This window comes from Nocardioides zhouii (genome assembly GCF_004137345.1).
Taxonomy (GTDB): domain Bacteria; phylum Actinomycetota; class Actinomycetes; order Propionibacteriales; family Nocardioidaceae; genus Nocardioides; species Nocardioides zhouii.
Window position 1 is genome coordinate 145,784 of record NZ_SDWV01000001.1, and the last position, 14,833, is coordinate 160,616.

Here is a 14,833-nt window from a genome sequence, read left to right on the forward strand (position 1 = left end):
ATCGGCACAGATGCCGGCGGACGCCGGCGCGGCGACCGCCGTGCTCAATGCCGAACCCGACTGGTTCCGCACTGCCGTCTTCTACGAGGTGCTGGTCCGCTCGTTCCGCGACTCCAACGGGGACGGCACCGGCGACTTCAAGGGCCTCATCGAGAAGCTCGACTACCTCGAGTGGCTCGGCGTCGACTGCCTGTGGGTGCCGCCGTTCTTCACCTCGCCGCTGCGTGACGGCGGCTACGACGTCGCCGACTACAACAACATCCTCCCCGAGTGCGGCACCGTCGAGGACTTCCACGAGTTCCTCGACGCCTGCCACCAGCGCGGGATCCGGGTGATCATCGACTTCGTCATGAACCACACGAGTGACGCGCACCCGTGGTTCCAGGCCAGTCGCAGCGACCCCGAGGGTCCGTACGGCGACTTCTACGTCTGGTCCGACACCGACGAGCTCTACCAGGACGCGCGGGTGATCTTCGTCGACACCGAGCCGTCCAACTGGACCTACGACCAGGAGCGCGGCCAGTACTTCTGGCACCGGTTCTTCCACCACCAGCCCGACCTCAACTTCGACAACCCCCAGGTCCACGACGCGATGCTGGAGGCGATGGCCTTCTGGCTCGACATGGGCCTCGACGGGTTCCGCCTCGACGCGGTGCCCTACCTCTACGAGCGCCCGGGCACCAACGGCGAGAACCTCCCCGAGACGCACGAGTTCCTCAAGAAGTGCCGCCGCTTCGTCGATGAGAACTACCCCGGCCGCGTGCTCCTCTGCGAGGCCAACCAGTGGCCCGCCGACGTCGTCGAGTACTTCGGTCCCGAGCAGACCGAGGACGGTCGCTGGATCGGCACCGAGTGCCACATGGCGTTCCACTTCCCGGTGATGCCGCGCATCTTCATGGCCGTACGCCGCGAGTCGCGCTTCCCGATCTCGGAGATCCTCGAGCAGACGCCGGCGATCCCCGACGGCTGCCAGTGGGGCATCTTCCTGCGCAACCACGACGAGCTCACCCTCGAGATGGTGACCGACGAGGACCGCGACTACATGTGGTCGGAGTACGCCCACGACCCACGCATGAAGGCCAACATCGGGATCCGGCGACGACTGGCCCCGCTCCTCGACAACGACGTCAACCGGATGGAGCTCTTCACCGCGCTCCTGCTCTCGCTGCCCGGCTCCCCCGTCCTCTACTACGGCGACGAGATCGGGATGGGCGACAACATCTGGCTCGGAGACCGCGACGGCGTGCGTACGCCGATGCAGTGGACGCCCGACCGCAACGCGGGGTTCTCCTCCGCCACGCCGGGCAAGCTTCACCTGCCGGCGGTGCAGGACCCGATCTACGGCTACCAGTCCGTCAACGTCGAGGCGCAGCTGGAGAACAGCTCCTCGCTGCTGCACTGGACCCGACGGCTCGTGCACGCCCGGCGCCGCCACCCGGCCTTCGGGCTCGGCGGGTTCACCGACCTCGGCGGCTCCAACCCGAGCGTGCTGTCCTACATCCGCGAGCACGACCTGACGGGTGACCAGGAGGGCGAGCGCGACGTGATCCTCTGCGTCAACAACCTCTCCCGCTTCCCCCAGCCGGTCGAGCTCGACCTCCGCCAGTGGGAGGGCATGGTCCCCGTCGAGCTGCTCGGCGGCGTGCCGTTCCCGGCCATCGGCGAGCTCCCCTACCTGCTGACGCTCGGCGGCTACGGCTTCCTCTGGCTGCGGCTCACCGAGAGCAGCGTCTCGGGGGTGGCCGGATGACCATCCCCCACGACCAGCTCCGCGGCTTGATCGACCACGCCCGGTGGTTCGGCGGCAAGGGTCGCGAGTGGACCCTGGCGGGCGTACGACGCGTGGGCGAGCTGCCCGACGCACCCGACGGCCTCCACGTGGCCATCGACCTCGCCGAGATCGCGTACGACGACGGGACGACCGACTACTACCAGCTCCCGCTCGCCCTCTACGCCGAGCCGCAGGACCGCCTCTCGCACGCCTTCGTCGGCGAGTGGGACGACGAGGACCACGGCCACGCATTCGTCTACGACGCGCTCCACGACCGAGAGTCGATGGGCCTGTGGTTGCGCGCGTTCGCCGTCGCCGAAGGCGCGAACAGTCCCGGGCTGCTGGCCTTCCACCGCCTGCCGGGGCACGAGTTCGACCTCGGAGCGCACTCCACGCTCTTCTCCGGCGAGCAGTCCAACTCCTCGGTCGCCTTCGGCGAGGACTCGCTGATGAAGGTGTTCCGCAAGGTCACCCCCGGGGTCAACCCGGACATCGCGATCCACCAGGTGCTGACCGAGGCGGGCTCCTCGCACGTCGCGGCACTGTACGGCTGGCTGGACCTCGTCGATGACGAGGTCGGAGGCACCTACTCCACCATCCAGCTCGCGATGCTCCAGCAGTTCCTGCGCACCGCCAGCGACGGCTGGGACCTGGCCCTGGCCAGCGTGCGCAACCTGTTCGCCGAGGCCGACCTGCACGCCGACGAGGTCGGCGGCGACTTCGCCGGCGAGGCCGCCCGCCTCGGCGTGGCGCTCGCCGAGGTGCACGCCGACCTGGCGGAGCACTTCCCGGTCGAACGGCGCGACGGGGCGGCCCTCGACGCCCTGGCCGGGGCGATGGAGGGCCGGCTCGACGCCGCCCTCGACGTGGTGCCCGACCTGGCGCCGTACGCCGGCGGGCTGCGCGAGACGTTCGGTCGGCTCCGCGAGCTCGACGGGATCGACGTCCAGCAGGTCCACGGTGACTTGCACCTCGGGCAGACCCTGCGCACCGTCAAGGGCTGGAAGATCGTCGACTTCGAGGGCGAGCCGGCCAAGCCTCTCGCCGAGCGTCTCCTGCCCGACTCGGCCTGGCGCGACGTGGCCGGGATGATCCGGTCGTTCGACTACGCCCCCCGCGTCGTGGCGATGACCGGTGGCGCCAGCCTCAACCAGCAGAGAGACATCGACGCCGAGTCCGACCAGCGCGCCTACCGGGCATCGGAGTGGGCAGCGCGCAACCGCGCCGCCTTCCTCGACGCGTACACGACACACCGGGGCCAGGACCTCGACAGCACGGCCAGCACCCTGCTGGAGGCCTACCTCGCCGACAAGGTCGTCTACGAAGCGGTCTACGAAGCACGCAACCGCCCGGGATGGCTGTCCATCCCCCTTGCAGCGTTGGGAGACACGTCATGACCGACACGCACGCACCCGGTGAGCTCGACCTGCACCTGATCGGCGAGGGCCGCCACGAGGAGCTGTGGACCGTCCTCGGCGCCCAGGTGACTGAGACGGGCACGTCATTCCGGGTCTGGGCGCCCAACGCGCTCGAGCTCCAGGTGGCCGGCGAGTGGGCCGGCTGGGACGGCTCACGTCACCCGATGACCAGGCTCGACGGCTCGGGCGTCTGGCACGTGCACGTCGACGGCGCCGGCGTCGGCGCGCAGTACAAGTACCGCCTGCGCGGCGCCGACGGCCAGTGGGGCGACCGGGCCGACCCGCTCGCCCAGTACGCCGAGAAGCCGCCGAGCTCGGCCTCGGTGGTCTGGAAGTCGCAGCACCAGTGGGGCGACGACGCGTGGCTCGAGAAGCGGCGTACGAGCCAGCCGGTCGACGAGGCGATGTCGACCTACGAGGTGCACCTGGCGTCGTGGCGCAAGCACTACTCGGGCGAGCTCTACTCGTGGGACGAGCTTGCCGACGCGCTGGTCCCCTACGTGTCCGACCTCGGCTTCACGCACGTCGAGTTCATGCCCGTCATGCAGCACCCGTTCGGCGGGTCGTGGGGCTACCACGTCACCTCCTACTTCGCCCCCGACGCCCGCTTCGGCGACCCCGACGGCCTCAAGCGGCTCATCGACCGGCTGCACCAGGCCGGCGTCGGCGTGATCCTCGACTGGGTTCCCGGCCACTTCGCCACCGACGAGTGGGCGCTGGCGCGCTTCGACGGCACCCCGCTGTACGAGGACCCCAACCCGCAGCGCGGGTGGCACAAGGAGTGGGGCTCCCACATCTTCAACTTCGGGCGCAACGAGGTCCGCAACTTCCTCTACGCCAACGCGGTCTACTGGCTCGAGGAGTACCACGCCGACGGCCTCCGGGTCGACGGCGTCGCGTCGATGCTCTACCTCGACTACGCCCGCGAGCACGGCGAGTGGTCGCCCAACATCCACGGCGGCCGCGAGAACCTCGAGGCCGTCCAGTTCCTCCAGGAGATGAACGCGACCGTCTACAAGCGCATCCCCGGCATCGTCACGATCGCCGAGGAGTCGACCGCGTGGCCCGGCGTCACCGGCCCCACCAGCGAGGGCGGGCTCGGCTTCGGCTTCAAGTGGAACATGGGCTGGATGCACGACTCGCTCAACTACGTCGCCAAGGACCCGCTCTACCGCAGCCACCACCACGGCCAGCTGACGTTCTCCCTGGTCTACGCGTTCGCGGAGAACTACGTCCTGCCGATCAGTCACGACGAGGTCGTCCACGGCAAGGGCTCGCTCCTGCGCAAGATGCCCGGCGACCGCTGGCAGCAGCTGGCGAACCTGCGCGCCTACCTCGCCTTCATGTGGGCGCACCCCGGCAAGCAGCTGCTCTTCATGGGCTGCGAGTTCGGCCAGGAGTCGGAGTGGGCCGAGAGCCGCGAGCTCGACTGGTGGCTGCTCGAGCATCCGGAGCACTCCGGCGTGCACGCGATGGTGCGGGACATGAACGCCGCGTACGCCGGGTCCGGTGCGATGTGGGGCCGCGACAACGACCCGTCGGGGTTCCAGTGGATCGACGCCAACGACGCGGGCCGCAACGTCTTCTCGTTCGTACGCCGCTCGCCGGGCGAGCCCGACGTCGTCTGTGTCGCCAACTTCGCCGGCACGCCCCACGAGGGCTACCGCCTCGGGCTGCCCTCGGCCGGCACGTGGTCGGAGGTGCTCAACACCGACGCCCAGGCCTATGCGGGCTCGGGCGTCGGCAACCTCGGGGCGATCACGGCCACCAGGGGCGACCACCACGGCCAGCCGGCGTACGCCGACATCGTGGTGCCGCCCCTGGCGACGGTGTGGTTCCGTGCAGAGGAGACGACCTCCTGAACCGGGACTGACCTACGTCAGGTGGATCATCTCCAGCATCCCCATGAGGGCGTGCGGCATGCCGTCCATCTTCGGGTCGGGGAAGAAGCACATGACGACGTACTGACCTGCCGGCAGGTCGTAGTCCACCGTCATGCTCCTGCCTGGGCTGAGCGAGGCCGACTCCATGCCTCCGGGCAGTCCCCAGGGCGGCTGTCCCTCGTCACCGCTCTGGAGGTACTCCAGCACGGTGTCGGTGGTGGTGCCCTCCGCGACCTGCTGCAGGACGAGGAAGTGCGGGACGCCCGTGTTGCCCTTGTTCTTGAACAGGAGCCTGCCCTGCGCCGGCAGGGTCGTCGAGCCGCCCCACGCGGGGCCGGTCGTGGCGAGGATCCTGCCGTCGGTGCGAGGCGTCGACGACGCGCGCTTCTCCCCACGGACGATGATCGGGTCACCCAGCACGACGCCGCGCCTGCCGATCGAGAACGGCGTGTACGAGCCCGCCCTGGGCAGCACGACGGTGCCCGACCCGCCGCCCTCGAAGCCGCCGAGGATCTGCGTGTTGGCCAGGGCGTGCTTGAGCGCCTTGATGTCGTTCTTCGCGCCGAAGAGGCCGATGTCGGCGTTGAAGTCCTCGCCGTCGTAGCCGCGCTTGAACATCGCGATCTCCACGACGCCCTTGCCTTCGACGCTGAGCTTCACCCGGCCCGGTCGCAGGTGGTCGGCACCGGTGACCTCGATGGTCTTCCCGGTGAGGGTGGCGGTGAGGTGGGGCGTCGCTGCGCGTGACGTCGTGGGTGCGGGCGAGGCAGTCGCTCCGATCGGTGCGAGCAGGAGAGGCGTGCACGCGAGTGCGGTTGCACTCATCACGGCCACCCCTCTGCGCAGTCTGTTCACCATCTGCATGAGTGGACCAAACCTTTCTGGTGTGCTGGACGTTCCCCCGGCAACAGACCAGTAATGGCACGATCCGAGGACCCCGTCATCGGTAGTTCTGTCCATGTCCAGACCACCGCAGAAAAGGCGTGCCTTCCCCTCCGTGGAGGAGGAACATCGACGGGATGTGGGGACGGGTCCGGGTCGGTGCCGTCGCGGTGCTGCTCGCGACCACGGCCCTGGTGGCGTACGACGTCGGCGGTGCGTCCGAGACACCGCAGGCCTTCGCCGAACCGGTGCGCAACGCCACCGTCGTGATCGAGGAGGGCGGTGCCCGCAAGGGCTACTCCACCCCCGCGGTGACTGTGACCGGGGGTGGCACCGTCACGGTGGTCAACCTCGACTCGATGGACCACACCGTGACATCGGTGGCCAAGGGCGCCGACGGCCTGCCCGTGTTCGATGTACGCATCGCCGCCGGGACGACCGCGACGGTCCCGGACGTCGAGTCGCTCGCCGACGGCGACTGGGCGTTCTACTGCAAGTTCCACCCGAGCATGCGGGGCGTCCTGACCGTCGCCGGGGCCGGCGGCGGGGTCGAGCCCGAGCGGCCGAGCTTCGACCAGCCGCTGGTGGTGCCCGCGACGAAGCGCGGCGCCGAGATCCGACTGGTGATGAGGCGCAGCCGCGTACGCACCCTGCCGCACGGGCGGCGTACGTCGATGTGGACCTACGACGGCACCTACCCCGGCCCGACGATCCGGCGCCGCGGCGGCCGTGGCACCCGGGTCACCGTCGTCAACCGGCTGCCGAAGGGTGCCGGCTCCATGTCGACCCACCTGCACGGCGACCACCACGCGTCGAAGGACGACGGGCAGCCCACCAGCCGGCTGATCCGCCGCGGCTCCAGCCGCACGTACGACTACCCGCTCACCTACGACGGGCGTGCCGAGCCGGGGTCGTTCTTCTGGTACCACGACCACCGGATGGACCGGACCGCGCGCAACAACTGGCGCGGCCTCCAGGGGATGTTCATCGTCACCGATCCCCCGACGCCGGGGCTGCGGCTCCCCAGTGGGGCGCGCGACATCCCGCTGATGATCTCGGAGCGGTCGTTCACGCCGAGCAACCAGCTCACCGACCCGTTCGCCGACGGCCCCTCGATGGTCGGCCACCACGGCGAGATGGCGTGGATCGGCCCGAACGCACCGCCGGACGACGCCACGGTCGGCGACACCGTCCTGGTCAATGGTCGCGCGGCCCCGTACCTCGGCGTGACCGCGACCCGCTACCGGCTGCGGCTGCTCAACTCCTCGCCGTTCTCCAGCTACAACCTGACCCTCTCCGACGGGCGACCCCTCCTCCAGATCGGCACCGGCAGCGGCCTGCTCCCCCGCGCCGTCGTCCGATCGTCGGTGCTCCTCGGTCCGGCCCAGCGCGCGGACGTCATCGTCGACTTCAGCGGCGCCACCGGCCGGCGCCTGGTGCTCGAGTCGGTGCCCGCGGCCATCGGGAGCACCGGCGCCGATGCCCGCGAGACGGCCGTGATGGAGTTCCGCGTGGGCGCCAGCGCCCCCGACCCCTCCCGCCTCCCCTCGCGCCTGCCGTCCCCCGAGCTCGTCTCCCCCGTTCCTGCGACGGTCTCGAAGACGTGGACCTTCGGCCTCAGCGAGGGCCACCACAGCAGCTCCTGGACGATCAACGGCCAGGCCTTCGACCCCACCCGCACCGACCACCGCGCGGGGCTCGGCACCGTCGAGCGCTGGCGCTTCCGCAACACCAGCGACCTCACCCACTACGTCCACATCCACGCCGAGCAGTGGCGCACCCTCCTGCGCGACGGCAAGGCACCGCCGCCGTGGGAACAGGGCCTCGAGGACACCTGGCGCCTCGAGCCCGGCGAGGAGGTCGAGGTGTCCGCCCGCTTCACCGACTACACCGGCGCCTTCATGATCCACTGCCACATGCTCGACCACGAGGACCACGGGATGATGGCCCGCTTCGACGTGGTCCCCTGACCCGATCAACGTAGGCAGTTCGCCCTCCCACCAGCCAGTGCTGAGCATGGAACGGGCGGAGCTCCACGCCAACTGCCTACGTTGGTGCTCGGGCGGCGACGGCCGTGACCCGCCCCTCGTTAGGGTGGCGGAGTGCCCAGCCCGATCTCCGTGACCTCCGGCGACGGGGTGGCCCGACTCCAGTGGGCGGGCGAGGTCAGCACCGACGAGCTCCGACGCGAGGTCGCCGAGGCGCTCACCGGGCACTCCCGGGTCGAGGCGCTGGTCGCGAGCGGCGACACGACCGGGCAGCGGGCTGCGACGTGGGCCGGCATGCACCGCGAGGGCGTACGCCGGGGGCTGGGGCCGGGCGGTGAGCAGGAGGACCGGATCGTCTACGCGCGGCTCGTCACGGATGCTCCCGTCAACGAGCCCGGCGGATTCCGGTCGCTGCTCAACTCCTTCCTCCCCCGCAAGCGGGCGATCTCGCAGATGCTGGTGCGCGACCTGGAGGGGCGCGTGCTGCTGTGCCAGCTGACGTACAAGCGCGACTGGGACCTGCCCGGTGGCGTCGTCGAGGTCGGCGAGTCGCCGCGCCTCGCGGTGCAGCGCGAGGTCGAGGAGGAGCTCGGTCTCCAGATCGAGCCGGGCGGCCTCCTGCTCACCGACTGGCTGCCCCCGTGGGGTGGCTGGGACGACGCCGTGTGCCTGGTCTTCGACGGCGGCACCAAGGACGCGTCGGTGCTCGACCAGGTGGTCAAGCAGGAGCGCGAGATCCGAGACGCCCGGTTCTGCACGCTCGAGGAGGTCGACGAGCTCGCGGCCGACTTCACCGCCAGGCGCGTACGAGCGGCGGTCGAGGGTCGCCAGCCGTATACGGAGTCCGGCCGCTGAGGCAGGATGCCTCCATGGCGTGGGTCTACGAATTCTCAGAAGGCAACAAGGACCAGAAGGACCTCCTCGGCGGCAAGGGTGCGAACCTCGCCGAGATGACGACGCTGGGACTCCCGGTGCCACCCGGCTTCACGATCTCGACCGAGACGTGCCGGGCCTACCTGGCGCTCCAGGAGTCGGGCGAGGGCGGCATGCCCGAGGGCCTCGACGAGGAGGTCACCGAACACCTGGAGGCCCTCGAGGCCGCGATGGACAAGAAGCTCGGTGATGCGACCGACCCACTGCTCGTCTCGGTGCGCTCCGGCGCGAAGTTCTCGATGCCCGGGATGATGGAGACCGTCCTCAACGTCGGGCTCAACGACACGTCCGTCGGCGGCCTGGCCGCCCGCAGCGAGGACGAGCGGTTCGCCCTGGACTCCTACCGCCGCCTGCTCCAGATGTTCGGCGGCACCGTCCTGCACGTCGACTCCGAACTGTTCTCCGAGGCCCTCGACGAGGCGAAGAAGGCGAAGGGCACCGAGTCCGACCTCGACCTCGACGCCGACGACCTGCGCGGCATCGTCGAGGCGTTCAAGGGCATCATCAAGGAACAGACCGGCCGCGACTTCCCGCAGGACCCGCGCGAGCAGATGGACCTCGCGATCCGCGCGGTCTTCGACTCGTGGAACACCGACCGTGCGCGGCTCTACCGCCGCCAGGAGCGGATCCCCGAGGACCTCGGCACAGCCGTCAACGTGCAGGCCATGGTCTTCGGCAACTTCGGCATGGACTCCGGCTCCGGCGTCGCGTTCACCCGTGACCCCGCGAGCGGCGCCCAGGGTGAGTACGGCGACTACCTCCAGAACGCGCAGGGCGAGGACGTCGTCGCCGGCATCCGCAACACCGTCAGCCTCGCCGACATGGCCGACATCGACCAGAAGTCGCACGACGAGCTGATGGCGATCATGACCCGCCTCGAGCGGCACTACCGCGACATGTGCGACATCGAGTTCACGGTGGAGCGCGGCAAGCTCTGGATGCTCCAGACCCGCGTCGGCAAGCGCACCCCCGAGGCGGCGTTCCGGATCGCGATCCACATGGTCAACGAGGGCCTGATCCAGATGGACGAGGCGGTGCTGCGGGTCACGGGCGACCAGCTCGCCCAGCTGATGTTCCCCCGCTTCGACGAGAAGGCCGAGCGCACCCTGCTCGCCAAGGGCATGAACGCCTCCCCCGGCGCGGCCGTCGGCAAGGTCGTCTTCGACTCCGACACCGCTGTCGAGTGGGCCGAGCGCGGCGAGGACGTGATCCTGGTCCGCAAGGAGACCAACCCCGACGACCTGCGCGGCATGGTCGCGGCCCGCGGCATCCTCACCAGCCGCGGCGGCAAGACGTCGCACGCCGCCGTCGTCGCCCGCGGCATGGGGCGTACGTGCGTGTGCGGCGCCGAGTCCCTCGACGTCGACACCAAGGCCCGGACGTTCCGCGTACGCGACGGCGAGACCATCGGCGAGGGGGACGTCATCTCGATCGACGGCACCACGGGCGAGGTGTTCGCAGGCGCCGTACCGGTCACGGACTCCGTCGTCGTACGCCACTTCGAGGGCGAGAAGCTGGACGACGACCTCGCCCACGCCGTGGCGCGGATCATGGCCCACGCCGACGGCGCGCGCCGGTTGCGCGTGCGCACCAACGCCGACACGCCGGAGGACGCCGCGCGCGCCCGCCGCTTCGGCGCCCAGGGCATCGGGCTGTGCCGCACCGAGCACATGTTCCTCGGCGAGCGGCGCGAGCTGGTCGAGAAGCTCATCGTCGCCGAGGACGAGGCCGGCACGGAGGCCGCCCTCGCCGCGCTGCTCCCGCTGCAGCGCCAGGACTTCACCGAGATCCTCGAGGCGATGGACGGGCTCCCGGTCACGATCCGCCTGCTCGACCCGCCGCTGCACGAGTTCCTGCCCGACCTCACCGATCTCAGCGTGAAGGTCGCCGTGGCCGAGGAGCGCGGGGAGGTCGACGCGCACGACGCCGCCCTGCTCACCCACGTACGCCGCCTGCACGAGTCCAACCCGATGCTCGGCCTGCGCGGCGTTCGCCTCGGCATCCAGATCCCCGGCCTGTTCCGCATGCAGGCCCGCGCGATCGCCGAGGCCGCCGCCGACCGCACCGACGCGCACGGCACGCCGCGCGCGGAGATCATGGTCCCGCTGGTCGCGAGCGTGCGCGAGCTGGAGATCGTCCGGGCCGTGCTCGAGAAGGAGATCGCCGAGGTGCAGGAGTCGCGCGGAGTCACGCTCGACATCTCGATCGGCACGATGATCGAGCTGCCACGCGCCGCGTTCCTCGCCGACCGGATCGCGATGGAGGCCGACTTCTTCTCGTTCGGCACCAACGACCTGACCCAGATGGGATGGGGCTTCTCCCGCGACGACGTCGAGGCGGCGTTCTTCTCCCGCTACTTCGAGCACGCGATCTTCGACGTGTCCCCCTTCGAGACCCTCGACCAGCTCGGGGTCGGCGGGATGGTCGAGATGGGCACGATCAAGGGTCGCCAGACCAAGCCCGACCTCAAGGTCGGCGTGTGTGGTGAGCACGGCGGCGACCCGCGCTCGGTGCACTTCTTCGACCGGATCGGCCTCGACTACGTCTCGTGCTCCCCGTTCCGGGTGCCCGTCGCCCGGCTCGAGGCCGGACGCTCCGTTCTAGAAAAGCGCTGACGCCAGGTTGCGGCGGCCCGCCAGCACGCGCGGGTCGTCGTTGCCGACGGCGGCGAAGAGGCCGAGCAGGTGGTCGCGCGCCTTCGTACGGTCGGCGTCGGCCGTCCGGGCCACCAAGTTCACCAGCCGGGTGAAGGCGTCCTCGACGTGGCCGCCGAGCATGTCGAGGTCGGCGACCATCGTCTGCGCGTCGACGTCGTCGGGCTGCTCGGCCGCCGCGGCGCGGGCCGCCGCGAGGTCGACGCCCTGGGTGCGCTGCATGACCTTGGCCATCGCCAGGCCGCCGGCCGCCTCCGCGTCCGCCGGGTTGGCGTCGAGGAGCTTCTGGTACTCCGCGACGGCACCGTCGATGTCGCCGGCGACGAGTGCATCCTGGGCGGGCGCGTAGCGCGGGTCGACCGTCTCCTCCTCGCCCTCGGCGGCCGGGGCGGCGCTCGAGCGCGGCTGGTGCCGCCCGGCGATGCCCTGGGCGGTGAGCTGCTGGCCGACCTGCGTCAGCGCGGTGCGCAGCTCCTCGATGGGCAGCGCATCCTGCAGCAGCGGCATCGGCCGCCCGTCGACGACGGCCACGACCAGCGGGATCGACGGGATCTGCATGGCCTGCGCGATCTGCGGCACGGCGTCGACGTCGACCAGGCCGAGCAGGTAGCGGCCCTCGTGCTCCTCGACGACCGTGACGAGGTCGTCGGCGAGCTGGCCGCTCTCGGGCATCCGGGTGCGGGAGTAGAACGCCAGCAGCACCGGCGCGGTCATCGACTGCTCGAGCAGGGCCTGGAAGCCCGGCTCGTCGACCTGCACGCTGTACGACGACCCCGCGGCGCTCGGTGTACCCGCGGGTGCTGATGCGGCCGCCCGGGGCGGCGCGGGCTGTCCGAGGCCGGAGAGGTCGATGGCACCGGGGCGGCTGAACGGTTGCTGCGTCATGGGGTCAATCCTAGGGAGACCGCCCTCGCGGGAGCGCCCGGGTCGGTAGCCTCCGCGGTATGACTTCTCGGAGCACCCGGCTCTACGTGCGCCACCGGCGTAACCTCGGGCTCCTGGCGCGCTTCGGGGTCGTCGGCGGATCGGGTGTCGCGGTCAACCTGCTGACCCTCGTCCTGCTGCGCCGGCTCGGCCCGCACTTCGACGAGGCCGTCGTCGGGCTCGGCGGCTCGGACTTCAACCTCCGCTGGTACCACGTCTACTCGACGATCGCGTTCCTCGTGGCCAACCTCTCCAACTTCCAGCTCAACCGCACGTGGACCTTCCAGAGCAGCCGGCACTCCCGGTGGTGGCACGAGTACTGGCCGTTCCTGGTGGTCGGCTTCGGGGGCCAGGTCGTGGGCCTGGCCCTGCTCACCCTCCTGCTGCACCCGCACTCCCCCGTCGGCCTGCCGACCGGCATCTTCGACGACTCGAGCGGCCTGCGCAGCCGCCTCTACTGGTCGCAGCTGATCGTCATCACGCTCGTGATGCCGGTGTCGTTCGTCTTCAACAAGCTGTGGACCTTCGCGGCCGTGCGGACCGGCCGTCCCGACCTCGCAGACCCGCTTTTCGAGGGGGAAGTGGTGGTTGTGGAGGAAGTGGTCCGAGACCACTCCTGAGGTTCCTTGCCGACTGTGACCTCACCCCACAGGCGTGGTAGACACACCCGGAGTCGAGGGGAGGCCGGAGCCATGACATCGGGGTCATACGACTTCGCCGGCTACCAGGTGCTGGTGGTCGGCGGCGCGCGCGGCGAGGGTCACACCATCGCGACGTCCTTCGCCGAAGCAGGGGCGTCGGTGACGGTCACCGGCACGATGATGCTGCGCGCGCTCTACGACACCGACCTCTCGCCCTTCGAGTACGAGTCGGTCAACCTGGCCCGCCAGGACTCGATCGACCACCTCGCGGCGATGGTCGACCACCTCGACGTGCTCGTCCTCGCCGCGTCCTGCAACCTCCCGTACGCATTGCCGCCCGACGAGCGCACGTTCATCGCCCAGGCGGCTCGCTCCGGCCTCCTCGGCCCGACGTTCCTCACCACCCGCCTGCGCCTCAAGCTCAGCCAGAGCCCCGCGCCCGGAGGCGGCTGCGTCGTCAACACCGGGGCCGTACGCAGCTGGCTCGAGCTCTCCTCCACGGCCGACGAGGCCCAGGCACAGGTCATCGAGTCCACCGCCCGCGCCGGCGAGAAGTGGGCGGGACTCGGGGTCCGGGTGAACTCCGTGCTGCAGACCACGCGCCCGGTGCTGCCCCGCCCGTACGCCCCGCGCGCCGGCACGCGCATGGCGGGCGGCGACACCCTCGTACGCTCGCAGGAGGCGCGCACCGGTGAAGCGGTCGCCCAGGCCGCGCTGTTCCTCGCCGCGAGCGCCCGGATCACCGGTCAGACCCTGCGCCTCAGCTGACGTCGTCAGGCTCCGTCGACCAGCTCGTCCGCCGCTGCATAGGGATCGGCCTCCCCGTCCGCCACCCGGGCGGCCAGCCGGTCCAGGTCCGCCCCGCCGCCGGCCGCGGCCCACCGCTCGCTCATCGTGGCGAGCGCGATCGCCTCGACCTCGCTCCGCGCCCGCGCCGTACGACGCCGGACCATCTCGCCCGACTCGGCGAGCCAAGCGGCGTGACGATCGATCTCCGCCAGCAGTGCGTCGATCCCCTCCCCCGTGCTGGCCACGGTCTGCAGGACGGGCGGGCGCCAGGCGCCCTCGGGCCGTTCGGCCATGGTCAGCATCGTGCGCAGCTCGCGCCGGGTGCGGTCCGCACCCTCCCGGTCGGCCTTGTTGACGGCGTACACGTCACCGATCTCGAGGATGCCGGCCTTGGCGGCCTGGATGCCGTCGCCCATGCCGGGGGCAAGCAGCACGAGCGTGGTGTCGGCCAGGCCGGCCACCTCCACCTCGCTCTGCCCGACGCCGACGGTCTCGACGACGACGACGTCGCAACCCGCGGCCTCCAGGACGCGTACGGCCTGGGGGGTGGAGCGGGCCAGTCCCCCGAGGTGCCCGCGGGCGCCCATCGAGCGGATGTAGACCTCCGGGTCGAGGGCGTGGTCGCCCATCCGCACCCGGTCGCCGAGCAGGGCCCCGCCCGAGAACGGGGACGACGGGTCGACGGCCAGCACCCCGACCCGGCGGTCGTCCGCGCGCATGGCCGCGACCAGGGCGTTGGTCGAGGTCGACTTGCCGACGCCGGGCGCCCCGGTGATGCCCACCACGTGGGCGCGACCGGTGTGCTCGCGCAGGGCCGACATCACCTCGCGCAGGGCGGGCGAGTCGGCCTCGACGAGGGTGATCAGGCGGGCGACCGCGGCGGCCTCGCCCTGCCGCGCCCGGGCGACGAGGTCAGGTACCGCCGGGGCGCTCCGCCGGGTCACGCCTCC

Annotated in this window: 11 protein-coding genes; 8 read left to right on the forward strand and 3 right to left on the reverse strand. The window is 70.9% G+C overall.

Going from position 1 to position 14,833, the window contains the following annotated elements:
- The first annotated feature begins 10 nt into the window (after nucleotides 1–10).
- Genes treS through glgB form a run of 3 tightly spaced genes read left to right on the forward strand, consistent with a single transcriptional unit; the run spans nucleotide 11 to nucleotide 5,051 of the window.
- A complete protein-coding gene (gene treS / locus EUA94_RS00710; RefSeq protein ID WP_129423690.1) occupies nucleotides 11–1,750 on the forward strand; it encodes a maltose alpha-D-glucosyltransferase in 1,740 nt (579 codons plus the stop codon).
- On the forward strand, nucleotides 1,747–3,168 hold the full coding sequence (locus EUA94_RS00715; protein WP_129423692.1) for a maltokinase N-terminal cap-like domain-containing protein: 1,422 nt from the start codon (nucleotides 1,747–1,749) through the stop codon (nucleotides 3,166–3,168). Before treS ends, EUA94_RS00715 begins: the two co-directional genes overlap by 4 nt.
- Complete coding sequence (glgB, locus tag EUA94_RS00720) at nucleotides 3,165–5,051, forward strand: 1,4-alpha-glucan branching protein GlgB (protein ID WP_242494606.1); 1,887 nt, start codon at nucleotides 3,165–3,167, stop codon at nucleotides 5,049–5,051. Before EUA94_RS00715 ends, glgB begins: the two co-directional genes overlap by 4 nt.
- 12 nt (nucleotides 5,052–5,063) lie before the next feature.
- On the opposite strand, the gene EUA94_RS00725 is transcribed toward glgB, so the two are convergent.
- Nucleotides 5,064–5,897 (reverse strand): hypothetical protein, encoded by an 834-nt coding sequence (locus EUA94_RS00725; protein ID WP_129423696.1) that lies wholly within the window; start codon nucleotides 5,895–5,897, stop codon nucleotides 5,064–5,066.
- 194 nt (nucleotides 5,898–6,091) lie between these two features.
- Between EUA94_RS00725 and EUA94_RS00730 the strand changes: the two genes are divergently transcribed.
- From EUA94_RS00730 to ppdK, 3 genes are all read left to right on the forward strand, one after another.
- Complete coding sequence (locus EUA94_RS00730) at nucleotides 6,092–7,924, forward strand: multicopper oxidase domain-containing protein (RefSeq protein ID WP_129423698.1); 1,833 nt, start codon at nucleotides 6,092–6,094, stop codon at nucleotides 7,922–7,924.
- A gap of 132 nt (nucleotides 7,925–8,056) precedes the next feature.
- Nucleotides 8,057–8,797: an NUDIX domain-containing protein gene (locus EUA94_RS00735; RefSeq protein WP_129423700.1), complete on the forward strand. Its 741-nt coding sequence runs from the start codon at nucleotides 8,057–8,059 to the stop codon at nucleotides 8,795–8,797.
- Nucleotides 8,798–8,811: 14 nt separating this feature from the next.
- Nucleotides 8,812–11,490, forward strand: a complete 2,679-nt coding sequence (ppdK, locus tag EUA94_RS00740; RefSeq protein WP_129423702.1) for a pyruvate, phosphate dikinase — start codon at nucleotides 8,812–8,814, stop codon at nucleotides 11,488–11,490.
- Here ppdK and EUA94_RS00745 read toward each other — a convergent pair.
- Nucleotides 11,476–12,414 (reverse strand): co-chaperone YbbN, encoded by a 939-nt coding sequence (locus tag EUA94_RS00745; RefSeq protein ID WP_129423704.1) that lies wholly within the window; start codon nucleotides 12,412–12,414, stop codon nucleotides 11,476–11,478. The two genes, ppdK and EUA94_RS00745, sit on opposite strands and share 15 nt — an antisense overlap.
- Before the next feature lie 59 nt (nucleotides 12,415–12,473).
- On the opposite strand from EUA94_RS00745, the gene EUA94_RS00750 reads away from it, so the two are divergent.
- Nucleotides 12,474–13,073 (forward strand): GtrA family protein, encoded by a 600-nt coding sequence (locus tag EUA94_RS00750; protein ID WP_129423706.1) that lies wholly within the window; start codon nucleotides 12,474–12,476, stop codon nucleotides 13,071–13,073.
- Nucleotides 13,074–13,145: 72 nt separating this feature from the next.
- Nucleotides 13,146–13,862, forward strand: a complete 717-nt coding sequence (locus EUA94_RS00755; protein WP_129423708.1) for a Rossmann-fold NAD(P)-binding domain-containing protein — start codon at nucleotides 13,146–13,148, stop codon at nucleotides 13,860–13,862.
- 5 nt (nucleotides 13,863–13,867) lie between these two features.
- Here the strand turns inward: EUA94_RS00755 and meaB are convergent, their stop codons facing one another.
- On the reverse strand, nucleotides 13,868–14,827 hold the full coding sequence (gene meaB, locus EUA94_RS00760) for a methylmalonyl Co-A mutase-associated GTPase MeaB (RefSeq protein WP_129423710.1): 960 nt from the start codon (nucleotides 14,825–14,827) through the stop codon (nucleotides 13,868–13,870).
- Nucleotides 14,828–14,833 lie beyond the last annotated feature (6 nt).

What these genes read in the sequence shown, in the direction of transcription:
- treS (WP_129423690.1), top strand. Translation starts at nt 11, where the DNA reads ATGCCGGCGGACGCCGGCGCGGCGACCGCCGTGCTCAATGCCGAACCC.
- EUA94_RS00715 (WP_129423692.1), top strand. Translation starts at nt 1,747, where the DNA reads ATGACCATCCCCCACGACCAGCTCCGCGGCTTGATCGACCACGCCCGG.
- glgB (WP_242494606.1), top strand. Translation starts at nt 3,165, where the DNA reads ATGACCGACACGCACGCACCCGGTGAGCTCGACCTGCACCTGATCGGC.
- EUA94_RS00725 (WP_129423696.1), bottom strand. Translation starts at nt 5,897, where the DNA reads ATGAGTGCAACCGCACTCGCGTGCACGCCTCTCCTGCTCGCACCGATC.
- EUA94_RS00730 (WP_129423698.1), top strand. Translation starts at nt 6,092, where the DNA reads ATGTGGGGACGGGTCCGGGTCGGTGCCGTCGCGGTGCTGCTCGCGACC.
- ppdK (WP_129423702.1), top strand. Translation starts at nt 8,812, where the DNA reads ATGGCGTGGGTCTACGAATTCTCAGAAGGCAACAAGGACCAGAAGGAC.
- EUA94_RS00745 (WP_129423704.1), bottom strand. Translation starts at nt 12,414, where the DNA reads ATGACGCAGCAACCGTTCAGCCGCCCCGGTGCCATCGACCTCTCCGGC.
- EUA94_RS00750 (WP_129423706.1), top strand. Translation starts at nt 12,474, where the DNA reads ATGACTTCTCGGAGCACCCGGCTCTACGTGCGCCACCGGCGTAACCTC.
- EUA94_RS00755 (WP_129423708.1), top strand. Translation starts at nt 13,146, where the DNA reads ATGACATCGGGGTCATACGACTTCGCCGGCTACCAGGTGCTGGTGGTC.